Origin of the sequence: Campylobacter sp. LMG 7929 (assembly GCF_024723595.1) — a bacterium.
Taxonomy (GTDB): domain Bacteria; phylum Campylobacterota; class Campylobacteria; order Campylobacterales; family Campylobacteraceae; genus Campylobacter_D.
In genome coordinates this window covers 119,638-139,053 of sequence record NZ_JANQCY010000003.1, presented here as the reverse complement: position 1 = coordinate 139,053, position 19,416 = coordinate 119,638, and the positions used below count along the sequence as shown (strand labels likewise).

Here is a 19,416-nt window from a genome sequence, read left to right as displayed (position 1 = left end):
TAGATTAAAAATATAGAATGTAAAATTATACTAAAAAAAAATTAAAGCAATATAAAAATATTTATATAGTAAATTAAAATATCTTTAAAATTGGAACTTTTTTTGCTTGTAAATAATTAAAAAATTTATTTGCGGAGCAAGATAATGAGAATTAGTAACCAGTATACTTACTACACTTCTATACAAAACTACACGGATGGCCAGTCTTTACTTAATAAATATAATTTGCAATTACAAACAGGTCAACTTATACAGCACTCTTGGGAAAATGCCAATACTTATATTAATGGTTCAAGATTAGAATATGAACTAGCTAATATAGGTCAGGTAATTGAAGGAACTCAATCAGCTATGGAATTAGCAAAAAACACAGATACGGCTTTAAAAAATATCACTGAACTTTTGGAAAAATTTAAAACACTCTTAACAAAAGCTGCAAGCGATGGTAACTCTCAAGAATCAAGAGAAGCTATAGCAAAAGAACTTAAACTTGTGAGAGATTCTATTGTAAATATTGCCAATACTAGCATTAATGGGCAGTATTTGTTTGCAGGATCAAATAGCGCTAATATGCCTTTTGATAAATATGGAAACTATACTGGCAATAAAGATAACATTTTTGTAGTTAGTGGTGCTGGCACCCAAATTCCTTATAATATACCTGGATGGGATTTATTTTTTAAACCTGATTCAAATATAAATAAAATCATTTCAACAAATGTTTCTTTCACTGATGCTCGTTATCCAGATAAAAAAGAATATTTAACAGGAGAGTCTAAATTTTCGTATTTAATAGGCCAAAATTATGTTCAAAATGGCAAACTTGATCCTGATAAAAATTTCGAAGATGGCTATGATGAGAAACTTCCTTTTCCACACTCATCAATGTATATTCAAGGCGTTAGACCTGATGGAACAAGTTTTAAAGCTACTTTAAATATAGATCCTGATGCTAAAATTGAAGATGTTTTAGAAAATATTGGAAAGCTATATGGAAACACAGAGGGAAATGAGGTTGTTAAGGTTGCATTGAATGATAGTGGCCAAATAGAAATAAAGAGTTTAAAAGAAGGAAGTAGTTCTTTAGATTTTCATGCAGTTGCCATGACACCACAACTTCAAGACGCAGAGCAAATTAAAGATTTAAGTGATGCTGCTAAAGCTGAAGGTATCAGCATGGATGAAGTTACCAACCGTATTATGCAAGCAGCGCATAATGGAGATTTAAATAATACTAAAAGTCCAGTAACTATTACAGTAGATGGAAAGCAATTTACTGTTGATATTTACAAAACAGACTTTATAAAAAGCAATATCAATGGTAATAAAACCAATGGAGCTGATTTTGATGTGCCTTTTGAAAAAGATGGCAATACTGTTTTTGGAAATATTTCTCAAGTGATTAAAGGCACTAGTGAGTATGCTACTGATAGTACAAAATTAAGTGAAGTCGTTGCAAATGCTAATGGTAGCATGGATGGCCAACAACTTCAAATGGAAATCACTTCTAGAAGTGGTCAAAAATATAATGTAACTATTGATTTAGAAAATTCTACTGTAAGTTATCCTGATCCAAATAATCCGGGTCAAACCATAAGTTTTCCTATTACTCATTCTCAATATAATGAAGCAACTGGAACCTCAGTGGGTATGCAAACAAGACCTGAAGATATTACTTATGGTCAGTTAAATGATATTATAGGTATGTTTGCAAGCGATAATGTTCCTACAGCAACTATTACTCCAAATGCAAACGGAACTATTAATAATAATGATTTTCAAACTATTCAGCAAGACATAGCTGATTCTAAGGGTTTTGTTGAAGTTAGTATGGACTATAAAGGTCGTATAAGTATTACTGATAAATTTTCAACTAATACAAATATAGGTCTTACCATTAAAGATTCAAATTCAAATAGCGGCTTTCCCCCAGCAGGAGAAGTAAGCAATGGTTCAGGTTTTGTATTTAGTGCAAATAATTCTTTAACTATCGATGATCCAAATATTGATTTGATTAAAGATTTGGACGAGATGATAGATGCGGTTTTAAACGGTAGCATGAGGGCTGATTCAGAAGGAAGTGATCCTAGAAATACAGGTTTACAAGGCGCATTAGAAAGGATTGATCATTTACAAGATCATGTTAGAAAAATGCAAACAACCATAGGAGCTTATACTAACAATATAGAAGAAACAAACAAAAGAATGACTTTTTTAAATGTTAATGTTGCTTCTATAAAAAGTGGTGTGACTGATGCTGATTATGGGCAAACATATATGATGTTTATGCAAACTATGGTTTCTTATCAAGCTATGCTTTCAGCTACTTCTAAAATTTCTCAAATGAGTTTATTAAACTACTTATAATTTTTGATATAATAGCTTTTTTCTTTATAAAAGGATGTGTTATAAAAAAAGAAGCTATTTTTATCATTTCTAATGTTTTTATTTTTTATTTTTGTCTAAGTGCTTTGATACCTGATCAAACTTTAGTAAGTATTATAGGATACTCTTTAGCAAAACTTAGCTATTTTTTATTTGGCTCATTGACTAAATTTTATCCTTTTGTCTTTTTTTGGTTTAATTATCTTTTATATAAAAATGATTATAACTTTGAACTTATTGAGCGTAGATTTAGTGTAGCTATCTTTACTTGCATTTTTGCTTCGCTTATTTTTGCTTCAGCATTTTTGCAAGATAAAGGTTATATAGCTTCTGCTATGTTTGTGATTTTAGATGGACTTTTTGGAAAAATAGGTAGCTTAATCTTGGTGATTTTGCTTTTAGCTTTTGCTTTTAGTATTTCTTTTCCGCAAATTATCAAAGAAGTGTTTAAAATAGATCTTGATTTTGATTTTTATTTAAAACTTGAAACTTTAATTAAAAATAAAATTTTTGGCTTTTTTGGTGGTGATAAGTATGAAAATGAAACCAAAGAAGAGCAAGAAAAACTTAAGCAAGAGCTTTTAATTAAAGAAAAAAAAGAAGAACTCATTGAGAAAGAAGAGTTGTCAAAACAAGAGGTTCAAGAAAATAAAAAATTCAATCTTGAAGATTTGAAAAATCAAGAATTAGAAGAAGTGATAATTAGCGAAGAGGATAAAAAATTAAGCTCAAGTTATATTCATGAGCTTTCAGAGCCTATCGCAAGTTTTGCTCAAAAAGCTAGTCAAATAAATATAAAGGAAGATGAAATGACCCCTGAAGAGTATTTGTCAAAATATAAAAACAATAGTGAAGATATTTATACTCAAACCTTAAAAAGTAAAAATTTAGATGAGCCAAGTTACAAAAGACGTAATATGGACTTAAATGAAAACAAAGAAGAAGTGATAGAAGAAAATTCTTTATTTGCCAAAGAGCTTAAAGAGCGTGAGCAAATGCTACAAAAAGCTAAATTACTAGAAGAGTATAAAGCTTTACAAAAAGAAAAAATTTTAGAAGAACTTAATGAGGATTTTAAAAAAATTGAAGAATTAAACGCTATAGAAGCACAAAAAGAAGCTGGGTTTAAAAAAATTCAAAACAAAACTAGCTTTTTAGGGGTAAAAGAATTTAAAGATGAAGATTTTATTCCGCAAAATGAAGTGAAAGAACTTGATTTTAGTGAAGATGATTTTGCTAAGCCTATTAGTATAGAAGAGCTAAGAAGTAAAAGAAACTATGAAAGTCCTTTTGTAGTAGAAGAAGCACAAAATGAAGTTAAGGAAGAAAAAATTCCATTTGAGATTACCCAAGAGCCTATAATAGAAGTAATAGAAAATAAAACACACCATTCTATCACTAATGAAGTGAGTGAAAACAAAGCCTTGTTGAAAGATCTTGATTTTGGAAATTTTGAAAAACCAAAGGATTTTTCTTTACCACCTTTAGATTTTTTAACTATGCCAAAAGAAGGTAAAAGCGAGATAAATGAAGAAGAAATAGATAGAAAAATTTATGATTTATTGGAAAAATTAAGACGCTTTAAAATAGGTGGCGATGTAGTTAGAACTTACACGGGTCCTGTTGTAACTACTTTTGAATTTCGCCCAGCAGCAGATGTTAAAGTAAGTAAAATTTTATCATTACAAGATGATTTAGCTATGGCTTTAAAAGCTCAAACTATAAGAATTCAAGCTCCAATCCCAGGTAAAGATGTAGTGGGAATTGAAGTTCCAAATGAAAAAATCGATACGATTTACTTAAGAGAAATTTTAGAAAGTGAGGTATTTAAAAATTCTAGCTCACCTTTAACCATAGCTTTGGGTAAAGATATAGTAGGTGATCCTTTCATCACAGATCTTAAAAAGCTTCCTCATCTTTTAATAGCAGGAACTACAGGAAGTGGTAAAAGTGTGGGAATTAACTCTATGCTTTTATCTTTGCTTTATAGAAATTCACCAAAAACCTTAAGACTTATGATGATAGATCCAAAAATGCTTGAATTTAGTATTTATAATGATATTCCACATTTACTTACACCGGTAATTACTGATCCTAAAAAGGCGGTAAATGCTTTATCAAATATGGTAGCTGAAATGGAACGCAGGTATCGTTTGATGGCTGAAGCAAAAACTAAAAATATAGAAAATTACAATGAAAAAATCAAAGAACAAGGTGGGGAAATCTTGCCATTTATTGTAGTGATTATTGATGAGTTGGCTGATTTAATGATGACTGCGGGTAAGGATGTTGAGTTTTATATAGGTCGTTTAGCGCAAATGGCAAGAGCAAGTGGAATTCACTTAATCGTAGCTACACAACGCCCTTCAGTAGATGTTGTTACTGGGGTTGTAAAAGCAAATTTACCAAGTAGAATTTCTTATAAAGTAGGGCAAAAGATAGACTCTAAGGTTATTTTAGATTCTATGGGTGCTGAAAGCTTACTAGGGCGCGGGGATTGTTTATTTACCCCTCCTGGTATGAGTGGCTTAGTGCGTTTGCATGCGCCTTTTGCAAGCGAAAATGAAATAGAAAATATAGTAGAGTTTTTAAAAGCTCAACAAGTAGTAGAATATGATGAGAGCTTTTTAAAAGATGATAGCCAAGATGGAGTTTATAAAAGAAGTGAATTTGATGATGGGGATTTAGATGAACTTTATGAAGAAGCAAAGGCTGTAATCTTAGAAGATAGAAAAACTAGTATTTCTTATTTGCAAAGACGCTTAAAAATAGGCTATAACCGCGCAGCAAATATCATAGAACAACTTTCACAAACAGGTGTTTTAAGCGAACCTGATGCAAAAGGCCAAAGAGAAATTTTATAATCAATTTCTTATTGCCTTGTTATGATCTTTTAAAGTAGAGGTAAAAATATGCTTATTAGTTTTTTTATCTCTTACAAAGTATAAATATTCTGTTTTAGCAGGAAAAATAGCTGCCTTGATAGCTTCAAATGAAACATTGCATACAGCTTCTTTTGGTATGCCATTAAATTTATAAGTATTGTAAGAACTATTATCTGATCTTATTCTTTGTGGAGTGATTTTTTCATGAGAGTATTTTCCATAATTTAATGTTCCATCCATTTGAAGCTTCATACCTTTTCTTAAACGATTTCTAATTACAGATGAAACTATAGGCATTTCTTCATTACTCGCTGCTTCTTTTTGTATAATGGAAGCTATGATGATATACTCATGCCATTTTTTTTCATTATATTCTCTAAAAATTTTATAAGAAAGCTTTTTAAATTCACTTACAGAGTAAGCCAAAAGATATTTTACCAAAAGCTCTTCTGTGATACCTTTTGGAATTTTATAAGTTTCAGGAAAAAGCATACCTTCTTTAAAAGGACTTTGTTTGTAAAATTCCTGCATTAAGATTTTAACATTTAAATTTAACTTCGGTGCTAATTCTTCAAAGAAAATTTCAGTCGTTTCTCCAGGAATTAAAGTAATAGTTTCAAGCGCTGCCTTAGCGACGGTAAGCTTATGTAAAAATTCAGCTCTATTTAGTTCTTTTGTGCCTATATTTATCCAGCCAGATTGTGGATGGCCCAAAAAATATAAAGTATATTTATCGATACTGCTCATTTTATAGTTATTTTTATCTAATTGCGTTATAATCTTGCTAACAGAACCTTGTGGTATAAAAACCACAGAGTTTGTTTTTATAGGTAAAAGTAGATAATAAAAAATGGATAAAAGAAAAATTAAAATCAAGTCACAACATATTAAAAAAATTCTTAAATTTTTAGCATTACCTATGATACTTTTCATTGCTTTGTTTATTTACCTCAAAAATGGAATTTACATAGAAAAATTAGAATTTTCTTCTATTAATTTAGAGAAATTATATATTAAATTAGATAAAAAACTCATTTTAAATGCTAAAAAAGTCGTAGTAAATTCTCAAAGTCAAAGTGCTCAAAATGAAACTAGCGCAAGTAAAGCTGTGCAGCTTATTAAAGATGTAAAATATATTTATTGGTTTTTTCAAGAAATCAATATTGATGAAATGTTTATCAATAACTATCCTGTGGAGTTAATTTATAAAAATAATTTATTTTTTGTAAACAGTAAAAATCTTTTAGTAAAAGTGAATTTAAAAATTAGTGATAAAAATATACAAGCTAATATTGATAATTTTCTTTTAAAAGATCATAATCTTAGCATAATTGGCTCCTTACTTATTAATCCTAAGACAAAATTTTATACTTTTAAAGGTAAAATCGATAGTGATTTTTTAAAAAGTGATGTTAAATTTTCACTCAAAAGAGAAGAGATTGCTTATGAATTAGAAAATATCAGTTCAAATAATATTTCGCAAATTTTTGATATTTTAGTAGAAAATGGAGTGCATTTGCCTTCTAATCTTGCTCTTTGGGTGGGTGGTAAGGTAAAGGCTGATTTTTATTTTATAGAAAAATTAAGCGGTTTTGCAGACTTTGGAAAGCATAGATATTATTTAAACGATATCAATGCCAAAGGTTATGTAAATAATTTAAAAGTAGTTTTAGATAAAGGCATAGATCCTATCGTAAGTCCTTTTGTAAGACTTGAATTTGCTAAACAAAGACTTGATTTTATTTATGATGATTTGCGTTTTAATAATTATGATTTAACTCAAAGTCAAATTTATATAGATAATATGTTAAATGAAAAAGCAGGAATTTATATACGTATTAAAAGTGATAATGCTAGAGCTGATTATAGGGTTAATAAAATTTTGCTTTTATATGATATAAAATTACCATTTTTGCAAAATAATGGTGTCACAAAGACTGATTTAACACTGAAAATTCCTTTTGATCATCCTGAGAAAATTACTTATAATGGTAGTTTTAATATTATTAATTCAAATATAAATATAAGTGATTTTAAGATAACTCAAGCAAATCTTACTTTAAAAAAAGATAAGCTAGATATACAAAATGCAAGCGTGCAAAGTAGCATGATTAATGGTGATTTTAATGCAAGTGTTGATTTGAAGCAAAAAAAAGGTGATTTTAAAACCTTTATAACAAACTTAGAATTACCACAAGAGAGCTTAAAAATGGAAAATAAATTTCTTGATTTAAGCCTTGATTTTGACAAAAATATTAGTTTATATAATAAAGAATTTACTACAACTTTAAATTTTGATAAAGGTATGTCTGTTTTTGTTGAAAAACTTGCAAAATATAAAAATTATTCTAAATTAATGCAAAAAAATAATGTGCATGATGGGGAATTATCTTTAAACACTTTGAATTTCCAAGATTTTAATGTAGATATTAATAATACTACTTTTGAATCATTTTTACTCTATAAAGATAACAATCCTTATGAATATGATAGTTTTAGCATAAAAATAAAAGGTGATGATTTTAATTTAACTAGTGCAAGTGGTAGTATTTTTGCACAAAAAGACAATGATGATGTAAATATTACTTTAAATAATATTAATTTATTGATTTCTCAACAAGATACGGAAAATACTTTAGATACTCTTGAAAATTCAACTTATAATATTAGTGGTAAAAATATAGATTTGATTTTAAAAGATTTTAATAAAACCTTAGATTTTGATCAATTTGACGCTAAAATTAAAAAAGATTCCGTAAAAGCTTGGGCAAATAGAAATGAATCTAGATTTGATTTTTTGTTTAAAGAAAATCAAATGCAAATTAGAGCTTTAAAAATGGATGATGATTTTCTAAACACCTTTATGCGCCAAAATGTTTTTGAAAAAGGTGAGTTTAATCTTTATGTAGATGGCAATAGTACTGATTTTTTCAAAGGTAAGTTCTTATTTAAAGATACTTATTTAAAAGATTTGAAATTTCATCAACAGCTTTTAAGTTTTATTGATACCATACCTAGTTTAATTTTATTTAAGGCGCCTACCTTTAATGAAAAAGGCTTTAGTGTTGAAAATGCTGGTATAAGTTTTAATCGTAAAAAAGATCTTTTTGAAATAGACGCACTTAATTTTAATGGTGATAGTGCAGATGTGTTAGGTCAAGTTAAAATCAATTTAAGAAGCAATCAAGTGGATGGTTTATTAGAACTTAGAACGCTAAAATCAGCCAGTTCGGTTATTTCCAAAGTTCCAATTATCAATCAAATTATATTAGGTAAAGATAGGCAAATTAGTACACAAATTAAATTAAGTGGAACAGTGGATGAACCTGAATTTAAGACCCAGCTTATTGCACAAAGCTTGCAACTTCCTTATCATTTAATTAAAAATATTTTTGAATTACCAGCTAATTTAGTGAAATAAACGCAAAAAGGAGAAAAAATGAAAATCACTATCATAGGCGCAGGAAATGTTGGTGTAAGTACTGCTTATGCTTTGATTTTAAGAGAGTTGGTTGATGAGCTTGTTTTGATTGATATTAATAAAGATTTGCTTTTTGCTAGAGAATTGGAATTAAGTCAGAGCATAGCTGCTTTTAATTTTGATATTAAAATAACTTGCACGGATGATTATGCGCACTCAAAAGATTCTCAAGTGGTTGTTTTTGGTGCGGGAGTAGCTAGAAAAGAAGGTCAAAGTAGGGATGAGCTTTTTGCTATTAATGCTAAAATTATGCTTGAGTGTGCCAATAATATTAAAAAATTTAACAACGATCCTTTGTTTATTATAGTAAGCAATCCTGTAGATTTTTTACTTAATGCTCTTTATGAAAGTAAATTATTTTCATCAAAAAAAATCATTGCTATGGCAGGTGTTTTGGATAATGCTAGATTTAAATATGAAGTTGGTAAAAAATTAAATATAAAAACTTCTTGTATAGATACTAAGCTTATAGGTTTTCACAATGATAGCATGGTTTTAGTAAAATCTCAAAGTAAAGTTCAAAACAAAGCATTAAATGAGGTTTTAAATGAATATGATCTTGCTCAAATAGAACAAGAAGTTAAAACCGGTGGTGCTAAAATTATTAAACACTTAAAAACTTCAGCATATTTAGCCCCTGCAAGTGCTTGTGTGAGGATGATAGAGGCTTTAAAAAGTGGAGAATTTTTACCAATATGTATAATTTTAGATGGAGAATACGGCATAAAAGAAAAAGCTTTTGGTGCTATGGCAAGGATAAGTCTTGATGGGGTGCTTGAAATTTTGGAGTTAAAATTAGACAATCAAGAACAAATTGCATTAGAAAATTCTCTCATTCAGTATAATTATAAATAATTTTTAGGAGTTTTTTACTCCTAATGTTACTTTGCGTTATAAATACCTATTTGTTTTACTTTATATTTTAAATAATATTTACTCATGCTATAAATTCGCTATAATAAAAAGTTTGTTTTAAAAATAACTTTTGATAAAAAATCATTAAAAATAACAAAAAATTAGAAAGGAATTTTAATGGTAGCCCCAGAAAATACACCGGTTTGGGTTGATGAAGCAAGATGTAAAGCTTGTAATATCTGTGTTAGCTATTGTCCAGCTGGAGTTTTAGCAATGAGAGATGAAATCAGTGCAGTATTAGGACAGATGATAGAAGTGGTTCATCCTGATTCTTGTATAGGCTGTAGTGAATGTGAAAGTCACTGCCCTGATTTTGCAATTTTTGTTGCAAAAAGAGATGAGTTTAAATTTGCAAAGCTTACGCCAGAAGCCAAAGAAAGAGCACAAGCTGTTAAAGAAAATAAATATAAAAAATTAAACGCATAGGAAAAACAATGAGAGAAGTGATATCAACAGGTAATGTTTTAGTAGCAAAAGCTGCGATTGATTGTGGCTGTAAATTTTTTGGTGGTTATCCAATTACCCCAAGTTCTGAAATAGCACATGAATTAAGCCATATGCTACCAAAAAATGATGGTACTTTTATACAAATGGAAGATGAAATTTCAGGTATTAGTGTGGCTTTGGGTGCTTCTATGAGTGGTGTTAAGTCTATGACAGCAAGTAGTGGACCTGGAATTTCTTTAAAAGCTGAGCAAATTGGTTTGGGTTTTATAGCTGAAATTCCACTAGTAATTGTAAATGTTATGAGAGGTGGTCCATCCACTGGTCTTCCAACAAGAGTTGCACAAGGAGATTTGTTTCAAGCAAAAGCTCCAACACATGGAGATTATGCAAGTATAGCTTTAGCTCCTGCTTCATTAGAGGAAGCTTACACTGAAACTATTAGAGCTTTTAATTTAGCTGAAAAATACATGACTCCGGTATTTTTGCTTTTAGATGAAACCATAGGACATATGAATGGTAAGGCTAAATTACCTGATTTAGAAGAATTAGAAATTATTAACCGTAAAAAATTTACAGGAGATAAAAAAGATTATAAACCTTATGCGGCAGGGGAAAATGAAGCTGCTACACTAAATCCTTTCTTTGAAGGTTATCGTTATCATATCACAGGACTTCATCATGGAGATATAGGTTTTCCAACCGAAGATGGAGCGATAGTAGATAAAAATATGAAAAGATTGTTTGGTAAGATTAAAAATAATACCGATGAAATTTGTACTTATGAAGAGTTTATGTGTGATGATGCGCAGTTTTTAATCATTGCTTATGGAAGCGTTGCAAGATCTGCTAAAGAAGCTATCTTAAGACTTAGAGAAGAGGGTGTAAAAGTAGGGCTTTTTAGACCTATCACGCTTTATCCAGTAGCTGAGAAAAAAATAGCTCAAGTGGTATCTAAATTTGAAAAAGTTATGGTTAGCGAGCTTAATATGGGGCAATATTTAGAAGAAATTCAAAGAGTAAGCAAAAGAGATGATTTTATTAGCTTACACCGTGCAAATGGTCGCCCTATAACCCCAAGTGAAATTATTGCTAAAGTAAAGGAGAATATGTAAAATGGCTTTTAATTACGATGAATATTTAAGAGTGGATAAACTTCCAACACAATGGTGCTGGGGTTGTGGGGATGGAGTTGTTTTAAAAGCTATTATTAGGGCCATTCAAAAACTTGGCTGGAATATGGATGATGTTTGCTTAGTTTCTGGTATAGGTTGTAGTGGTAGAATGAGTTCTTATGTAAATTGTAATACAGTGCATACCACCCATGGTAGAGCTATTGCTTATGCAACAGGGATTAAACTGGCAAATCCTAAAAAACATGTAATCGTAGTAAGTGGGGATGGTGATACTTTAGCAATTGGTGGAAATCACACTATCCATGGATGTAGAAGAAATATAGATTTAACTCATATTTTAATTAATAATTTTATTTATGGTCTTACAAATTCACAAACTTCACCAACTACCCCACAAGGCTTTTACACTGTTACAGCTCAAGCAGGTAATATTGATCCAAATTTTGACGCTTGTGAACTTACTAAAGCAGCTGGGGCTTCTTTTGTAGCAAGAACAAATGTTATTGAGGCAAATAAACTTGAAAATATCATTTTTAAAGCTTTATCACACAAAGGTTATAGTTTTGTAGATGTATTTTCAAACTGCCATATTAATCTTGGTAGAAAAAATAAAATGGGTGAAGCTGTAAGCATGCTTGATTGGATTAAAAATCGTTGTGTGGATAAGTCTAAATTTGAACAATTAGACTATGAGCAAAGAGCAGATAAATTCCCTACAGGAATTTTGCATCAAGATGAAAGCAAGGTAGAATATTGTGAGGCTTATGAAGAAGTTAGAAGAGCCTTGAAAGAAAAAAGAATGGTTGATTTAGGAGCATTAAAATGAAATATCAATTAAGATTTTGCGGTGAAGGTGGACAAGGGGTTATCACTGCAGGTGAAATTTTAGCTAAAGCTGCCATTAAAGAAGGACGCAATGCTTTTAAAGCTTCTACTTATACTTCTCAAGTTAGAGGTGGACCAACTAAGGTTGATATTATCATTGATGAAAGTGAAATCTTTTTTCCTTATGCAGTAGAAGGTGAAGTTAGTTTTATGCTTTCAACTGCTGATAAGGGTTATCATAGTTTCAAAGATGGTGTTTGTGATGGCGGTGTTATAGTTGTAGAGCCAAATTTAGTTCATCCAAGCAAAGAAGATTATGCTAGATGGAAAATTTTTGAAATTCCTATTATTACTATAGCTAAAGAAGAAGTAGGGAATGTAGCCACTCAATCAGTTGTTGCTTTGGCTATAGCTGCTTATATGAGCAAATGTATTGATATTGATGCATTAAAACAAACTATGCTTGATATGGTGCCTGCAAAAACTAAAGAAGCAAATGCAAAAGCTTTTGATTTAGGTATAGAATACGCTAAAAAAGCACAAGTAGTTTCTTGATTTTTCAAGAAACTCTCCTTATAAAATAATATTTATTAAATTATCGTTATAATATTTTCCATTTTAAGCAAAAAGGTAAAATAATGAAAGAGCTAAATGGCTCGCAAATGATTTGTGAAGCATTAAAAGAAGAAAATGTTAAAGTAGTTTTTGGTTATCCTGGTGGTGCGGCTTTAAATATTTATGATGAAATTTATAAGCAAACTCATTTTAAACACATTTTAGTTAGACACGAGCAAGCGGCCTTACATAGTGCTGATGCTTATGCTAGAATGAGTGGTGAGGTTGGTGTGGCAGTAGTTACAAGTGGACCTGGTTTTACTAATACAGTTACAGGTTTAGCTACTGCTTATAGTGATTCTATACCTTTGGTTTTAATTTCAGCTCAAGTTGCAAATTCTTTAATAGGAACAGATGCCTTTCAAGAAATCGATGCTATAGGTATTTCAAGACCTTGTGTAAAGCATAATTATTTAGTAAAAAATATTGAAGAATTACCTAAAATTTTAAAAGAAGCTTTTTATATTGCAACAACAGGTAGAAAAGGGCCTGTGCATATTGATATACCTAAAGATGTTACTGCTGCTATAGGTAAATGGCATTACCCTAAAGAAATTTCTATGAAAACTTACAAGCCAACTTATAAAGGAAATATTAAGCAAATTAAAAAATTGGTAAGTTTGATTAAAAATGCTCAAAAACCTTTATTTTACCTAGGCGGTGGTTGTATAGCTTCTAATGCTAGTGATGAGTTGAGGGAATTAATTCATTTTTGTCAAATTCCTGCAGTTGAAACTTTAATGGCTTTAGGGACTTTAAGAAGTGATGATAAGCTTAATTTAAAAATGGCAGGTATGCATGGGAGTTATTGTGCAAATATTGCTTTAAGTGAGTGTGATTTGCTCATTGCTGTGGGTGCTAGGTTTGATGATAGGATTACTGGTAAAACAAGTGAGTTTGCTAAGGGTGCAAAAATCGTTCATATTGATATAGATCCAAGCTCTATTTCTAAAATCATCGAAGCACATTTTCCTATAGTTGGGGATATTAAAAGTGTTATTTTAGATACCTTAGAAGAATTAAAAAAAGAAAGTTTTGATAATACAAAATACCAAGAATGGTTTAAAACTTTACAAAGATATCAGCAGTTATATCCTTTAATCTATGAAGATAGTGATGAAGTTTTAAAACCTCAATGGGTTATAGAAGAATGTGCTAGATTAGCTCCTGATGCAAGGATAATTACTGATGTAGGGCAACATCAAATGTGGGTAGCACAATTTTATCCTTTTAATTATGCAAGACAACTTGCAACAAGCGGTGGGCAAGGAACTATGGGTTATTCTTTACCAGCTGCACTTGGAGCTAAATTAGCTGTGGGTGAAGAAGTGGTGGTAAATTTCGTAGGCGATGGTTCTTTTTTAATGAATATCCAAGAACTAATGACAGCAAGTGCTTATGGAATTAAAGTGATTAATATCATTTTAAATAATTCTTTTTTAGGCATGGTAAGACAATGGCAAAGTATGTTTTATAAAGAAAGATTTTCTAATACAGATTTAACAAGTCAACCTGATTTTATTACTATTGCTAAAGGTTTTCATTGTGAGGGTTATAATGTCTTTAATAAAGAAGAATTTCAAAAAGCTTTCAAAACAGCCTTAGAATCTAAAAAAACTTGTGTTTTAAATGTGGCTATAGATCGTTATGAAGATGTATTACCTATGGTGCCTGCAGGTGGAGCTATTTATAATATGATTTTACCTAGCTATAAAAACAAGGATAAAAAATGAAAAGAAGAGTAATTTCTGTCATTGTATTAAATGAGCATGGGGTATTATCACGCGTTGTTGGGCTTTTTTCAGGACGTGGTTATAATATAGAATCTCTTACTGTTGCTCCACTTGATGATAAAGAATTCTCAAGGATAAATATCGTTACTTTAGGCGATGAAAAAGTTTTTGAACAAATCATAAAACAACTTCATAAACTCATACCTACTTATAAGGTAATTGATTCTAGTGATTTTATAGAAAAAGAAACAGCCTTGGTAAAGATTGCTTTAAGTGAAAATTTTGCAGGCTTAGATGCTATATTAAAAGCTTATAATGGCAGTGTAACTTATAGTGATGATGAGTTTATTATAGTAATGGCAAGTGATAATGCAAAAAATATCGATAACTTTTTAAAAACCATGAAAAAGTATAATCCTATTAGTGTAGTTAGAAGTGGTTCTATTTTAATGGAGGTAAAATGAAAATTAGTGAAATTGCTAAATTTTTAGGCATAGAATATTGCGGAGAAGATATAGAAATTACAGCTTTGAATTCTTTGAATAATGCAAGTTTTACTGAACTTAGTTATTGTGATGGAGAAAAAAACTCTAAAAAAATTGCAAGTAGTGGAGCTGGGGCTATATTAGTCTCCAAAGAATTTGAAAATTTAGTTTCAAAAGATTGTATTAAGCTAGTTGTTGATAATCCACATTTATCTTTTGCGCTTTTAAGTAAGCTTTTTGCTAAACCTTTAATCTCTAGTGAAAAAAAACAATCTAATATTGCCAAAAGTGCTAAGATTATGCCAAATGTTTATATAGGCGAAAATGTCCAAATAGCTGATCATGTAGTGATAATGGCAGGTGCTTATATAGGCGATAATGTAAGTATAGGTGAATATACTATAATCCATCCAAATGCTGTGATTTATAATGACACTAAAATAGGTAAAAAATGCCATTTGCTGGCAAATTGTGTTATAGGTAGTGATGGCTTTGGTTATGCGCATACAAAAAATGGCGAGCATTATAAGATTTATCATAATGGAAATGTTATTTTAGAAGATTTTGTAGAAGTTGGAGCTTGTACGACTATTGATAGAGCAGTTTTTGAAAGTACTATCATAAAGCAAGGTACAAAGATTGACAATCTCGTTCAAGTAGGACATAATTGTGAAATAGGGGAGAATTGTCTTATAGTAGCTCAAAGTGGAATTTCGGGTTCAAGTATTTTAGGTAAAAATGTCACTATGGGTGGACAAAGTGCTACAAGTGGGCATTTAGAAATAGGAGATTTTGCCACCATAGCCGCAAGAGGCGGGGTCACTAAAAATTTAGAAGGTGCTAGGGTTTATGGTGGTTTTCCTATTATGCTTCAAAAAGATTGGTTGAAATTTCAAGCAAAAATTATCACAGCTTTTAGGGATAAACATGAGTAAAAAAATATTTAAAACTATAGAATTACATGGTAGTAAAAGTGGAGAAATAAGTCTTTGTAATCTTTCTAATCCTTATGGTGTAGGAAGTAATGATGTCTTAAGCATAGGTGTGGCTTTAAAAAAGGAAAATGGAATAGATTGGAAAGTTCATATTCCTTATGAAAATTTAAAAGATCTTATCCTAGCACTTCAAGAAATAGAAAAAAACAAAGCCTAGTTTAAAAACTAGGCGTATTTAAATCCCGTTTTCTTCCTGCGCTAATAATTAAAACAAAATTAAGCACAATCAAAACATATATAAAAGTTGGTATAGGGAAGGCGTCGCCATTTGCATAAGAATGAAGCCCAGAGAGATAAAAATTTACTCCAAAATAAGTCATTAATATACTATAAAAGGCTAAAACACTAGCACTTGCAAAAACAAAAATAAAATAAGTTTTGAAAATAAATCTTAAATGTAATACCATGGTATAAACTACAATAGAAATCAAAGCCCAAGTTTCTTTTGGATCCCAACCCCAATATCTTCCCCAGCTTTCATTAGCCCAAACTCCGCCTAAAAAATTTCCTATTGTAAGCATTGCAAGCCCTATTATCATGGACATTTCATTAACGCAGTGTAGTTTGGTGATGTTTAAATCTATATTTTTATTTTTACCCCTTAAAGCAAAAAGAATTAAACTCAAAATCCCTATAATAAAACAAAGTGCTAAAAATCCATAACTTGCTGTTATAATAGAAACATGAATATTAAGCCAATATGATTTTAAAACAGGTATTAGATTTCCAATTTGAGGATCCATAAAGCCAAGATGAGCTACAAAAAGTGAAATACCTGCTAAAAAGCTCGCACTACATAAAGCTAAAAGTGATTTTTTAAAAAATATCACAGCACTTATCACACAAGCAAAAGCTATGTAAATCATGCTTTCATAAGCATTACTCCAAGGAGCGTGCCCACCTACATACCAACGAATGATTAAAGCTAGTGCATGTATGATTACACACATACTTAAAATGATGTAAAAAAATCTATATACAAAGGCAGATAAAGAAATATTTTTTAATATAGTATAAAAACTTAAAAAGAAAAAAACTAACGCAAAGCTAATATAAACAAAAGTTAGATTATCAAAGATATTATAATGATTAAGCAGTATTTCAAGATCTAATCTTTCTTTTGGTGGTAAAACACTGCTTCCATAATGATTTTGAAAGTCTTTTAAGGATTGTAAAATTTCATTTGCATCTTGCCATTGATTATTTTCAACACCATTACGAACTTGTAAAAAATAGCTAACTAAAAGCATTTGTAAACGCTCTACATCTTCTTTTGCAAAAGGTAAAATTTGCACCGGAGAATACCACTTTAAACTTTGCTCATTAATATCAGGAAAAATAGTTAAAGCTTGACCGCTATAAATATAATATGCATGATTTATTTTTTCATCTAAGGCTAGCAAATCTTTATCAAAGCTAGTTCTTAGCGAGGGCTTTTTGCGGTTAGCTTCCTCAACATAATTACTAAGTTTATATATCCCATTATCAAACACATCATCAAATGCTATGTATTTTTCATTTATATCTGCACCTATTAATTCTCTTAGTTTGCTTGTTTTTGTAGCTATCATTTTGATTTTTCTAAATTCTTTAGGATAAATCATCATAGCTAGAAAAATTTGATCATAGTGAAGATTTAAAAATTTTTCTTTTTGAGTGATTTTATAAACAAACTCCATTGCCAAAGTATCTAAAGGTTTGATTCTACCATTATGATCTTGCACAAGTAATTTTGCAAAATTTAAAGAATGCTCATAGGAATTCTTTTGTAAATTTGAGAGTAAATTTAAAATTTCATTTTTATTTTCTTGTGCAAAAAGCGGAGTTTGTAAATTTGCAAAAAGCAAAATAAGCAATATAAAACTTTGGCCTTTTTTTAAATAAACACTTAAACGATGAAACCTTGAGTTTTTATCAAATAAAACCCATAAAAATCCTAAAATCAATAAAGTATAACCTATATAAGTAGGGATTTTACCAGGATCTTTATTGATTGAAAGTATAGTGCCTTGCTCATCTTGATCATAAGAGCTTTGAAAAAATCTATATCCACCATAATCAAGAACATTATTCATAAAAATATCATAATCTAAGTTAATATTATTTTGCTCATCTATGATTTGAATTTTTGAAGTGTAAGAAGATGGACTCATAGAGCCTAAATAACGCTCTAGTATAAAATCTTTTAAGTGTAATGCAAAAGGAAGCTTAATTTCTCTTGGTCCCCAATTGATAGTAAAATCTTTTCCTTGTAAGTTAAAATGCACTGCTTGTTTGTTTGTAAAATTTGGATTTAAGATTATTTGTGTATTTGCTTTTTGATAAGTAATATTTAATTTTAAGCTAGCAGGTGTGATAGAATCTTTTTGTGGAGTATATTTGATAGAGCTTATGATTAATTTTTCGCCATTTAGGTCTATAGTTTTTTCAAAATGCTTTTGAGTTAGCGGGGTAAAGCTAATAGGAAATTCAAAACTAGCATTAGTATCAAAATTAGTAATTTTTATAAATTCTTCTCTAGTAACTATGGTGTTAGAATTTTGATTTTCTCTTATATGCATTCCACCCTCTAAGCCAAAATATCTAGTAAGTCCAGCACCGATTAAAATCACTATAAAAGATAAATGTAAAAGTAAGATAGAGTATTTTTTCTTTTGAAAAAGCTTGTTATAAAATATCACTCCGATTAAATTTAAACTTAGTAATAAATGTAACATATCAAACCAAGCATTATTATAAATCAAAGCTTTAGCTGCGCTAATACCAAAATCATTTTCTATGAAAGTTGCTACAGCGCAAGCTATAGCATATATGCTCATTAGTAAAAAACTCATTGCAAAAGAAAAAAAATACTGCATTTTTAACCTTTAAATATTATTTTCTTTATAAAAATGTATAAGTTTTTGTGCTATGGTTGCTTCGTCTAAATTTTGATTTTCTTTTTGGTTTAAAAACTCCATTGTGGCGCTTAATCTTTTTGCGCTAATAAAACCAGGATAATTTAGCAAAGTTTGGCTGTTTTTGTTTAAAATTACAATAGTAGGGGTGGCTACTATATCATAAATACTAGAAAGTTCAGCTGTACTTAAGTCGCTTTTATGGTTTTTATAAAATGTATGAATTTTTTTATAGCTTATATTTATATAGTATGAGCTGTATTTTTCTTTTATAAGTTCTTGTATTTTTTTATCATTTTTAATTTCTTCTTTTAATTTATCACAATAAAGACAATGATTTGAGCTGAAAATGATTAAAATATTTTTATCACCACTTTTTATATTTGTATTATCTTTAAATAAATGAGCTATTTCTTCATAAGATTTTTTATCTAAATCATTTACTTTTTGCAAATTTTCTTTAGAAATTTGTGTACCGCTTGAGATTAAATTAGAATCAAGTTTTTCTTCATTAGAACAAGCTATAAAAAAAATACTTAAAAAACTAAGTGTGAGTATTGTTTTAAACATTTAAAATCCTTTAAAAAGTTAGGAAAAGTCCTTATTCGCTATTATAGCGA

At 29.7% G+C, this 19,416-nt stretch carries 14 protein-coding genes and 1 pseudogene; 12 read left to right on the top strand and 3 right to left on the bottom strand.

Annotated elements, in window-relative coordinates; genetic code table 11:
• The first annotated feature begins 144 nt into the window (after window positions 1-144).
• The gene (gene flgL, locus CAMP5118_RS02430) at window positions 145-2,367 is read left to right on the top strand and encodes a flagellar hook-associated protein FlgL (RefSeq protein WP_337216530.1); all 2,223 of its coding nucleotides are present in this window, start codon (window positions 145-147) and stop codon (window positions 2,365-2,367) included.
• A 1,361-nt stretch (window positions 2,368-3,728) separates the two neighbouring features.
• Window positions 3,729-5,249 (top strand): annotated as a pseudogene (locus CAMP5118_RS08065) (DNA translocase FtsK); the annotation flags it as partial.
• Here the strand turns inward: CAMP5118_RS08065 and mltG are convergent.
• Window positions 5,250-6,203, bottom strand: coding sequence for an endolytic transglycosylase MltG (gene mltG / locus CAMP5118_RS02420; RefSeq protein ID WP_263682232.1), 954 nt, complete (start codon window positions 6,201-6,203; stop codon window positions 5,250-5,252).
• Between mltG and CAMP5118_RS02415 the strand changes: the two genes are divergently transcribed.
• From CAMP5118_RS02415 to CAMP5118_RS02370, 10 genes are all read left to right on the top strand, one after another.
• Entirely contained in the window at window positions 6,190-8,691 is a 2,502-nt protein-coding gene (locus tag CAMP5118_RS02415) for a YhdP family protein (RefSeq protein WP_337216529.1), read from the top strand. The two genes, mltG and CAMP5118_RS02415, sit on opposite strands and share 14 nt — an antisense overlap.
• A gap of 18 nt (window positions 8,692-8,709) precedes the next feature.
• Window positions 8,710-9,606 (top strand): malate dehydrogenase, encoded by an 897-nt coding sequence (locus CAMP5118_RS02410; protein ID WP_337216528.1) that lies wholly within the window; start codon window positions 8,710-8,712, stop codon window positions 9,604-9,606.
• Window positions 9,607-9,777: 171 nt separating this feature from the next.
• Complete coding sequence (locus CAMP5118_RS02405) at window positions 9,778-10,092, top strand: 2-oxoglutarate:acceptor oxidoreductase, delta subunit (RefSeq protein WP_039668439.1); 315 nt, start codon at window positions 9,778-9,780, stop codon at window positions 10,090-10,092.
• A gap of 8 nt (window positions 10,093-10,100) precedes the next feature.
• Window positions 10,101-11,225 carry a 2-oxoglutarate synthase subunit alpha gene (locus CAMP5118_RS02400; RefSeq protein WP_263706214.1) on the top strand — a complete coding sequence of 375 codons (1,125 nt, stop codon included), beginning with the start codon at window positions 10,101-10,103 and terminating at the stop codon, window positions 11,223-11,225.
• Window position 11,226: 1 nt separating this feature from the next.
• Window positions 11,227-12,072: a 2-oxoglutarate ferredoxin oxidoreductase subunit beta gene (locus tag CAMP5118_RS02395; protein ID WP_337216527.1), complete on the top strand. Its 846-nt coding sequence runs from the start codon at window positions 11,227-11,229 to the stop codon at window positions 12,070-12,072.
• Window positions 12,069-12,626, top strand: a complete 558-nt coding sequence (locus CAMP5118_RS02390; RefSeq protein ID WP_039626146.1) for a 2-oxoglutarate:acceptor oxidoreductase, gamma subunit — start codon at window positions 12,069-12,071, stop codon at window positions 12,624-12,626. The genes CAMP5118_RS02395 and CAMP5118_RS02390 overlap by 4 nt, the downstream gene beginning before the upstream one ends.
• A gap of 83 nt (window positions 12,627-12,709) precedes the next feature.
• Window positions 12,710-14,419 (top strand): acetolactate synthase large subunit, encoded by a 1,710-nt coding sequence (locus CAMP5118_RS02385; protein WP_337214724.1) that lies wholly within the window; start codon window positions 12,710-12,712, stop codon window positions 14,417-14,419.
• Window positions 14,416-14,883 carry an acetolactate synthase small subunit gene (ilvN, locus tag CAMP5118_RS02380; protein WP_263662467.1) on the top strand — a complete coding sequence of 156 codons (468 nt, stop codon included), beginning with the start codon at window positions 14,416-14,418 and terminating at the stop codon, window positions 14,881-14,883. Before CAMP5118_RS02385 ends, ilvN begins: the two co-directional genes overlap by 4 nt.
• Window positions 14,880-15,839 (top strand): UDP-3-O-(3-hydroxymyristoyl)glucosamine N-acyltransferase, encoded by a 960-nt coding sequence (gene lpxD, locus CAMP5118_RS02375; protein ID WP_263725093.1) that lies wholly within the window; start codon window positions 14,880-14,882, stop codon window positions 15,837-15,839. The genes ilvN and lpxD overlap by 4 nt, the downstream gene beginning before the upstream one ends.
• Complete coding sequence (locus CAMP5118_RS02370; RefSeq protein ID WP_263723722.1) at window positions 15,832-16,056, top strand: hypothetical protein; 225 nt, start codon at window positions 15,832-15,834, stop codon at window positions 16,054-16,056. The genes lpxD and CAMP5118_RS02370 overlap by 8 nt, the downstream gene beginning before the upstream one ends.
• Before the next feature lies 1 nt (window position 16,057).
• Here CAMP5118_RS02370 and ccsA read toward each other — a convergent pair whose 3' ends face one another.
• Together ccsA and CAMP5118_RS02360 are read right to left on the bottom strand one after the other, a co-directional pair.
• Window positions 16,058-18,757 (bottom strand): cytochrome c biogenesis protein, encoded by a 2,700-nt coding sequence (gene ccsA / locus CAMP5118_RS02365; protein WP_337216526.1) that lies wholly within the window; start codon window positions 18,755-18,757, stop codon window positions 16,058-16,060.
• Window positions 18,758-18,766: 9 nt separating this feature from the next.
• Window positions 18,767-19,366 (bottom strand): SoxW family protein, encoded by a 600-nt coding sequence (locus CAMP5118_RS02360; protein WP_337216525.1) that lies wholly within the window; start codon window positions 19,364-19,366, stop codon window positions 18,767-18,769.
• Between the last annotated feature and the right edge of the window lie 50 nt (window positions 19,367-19,416).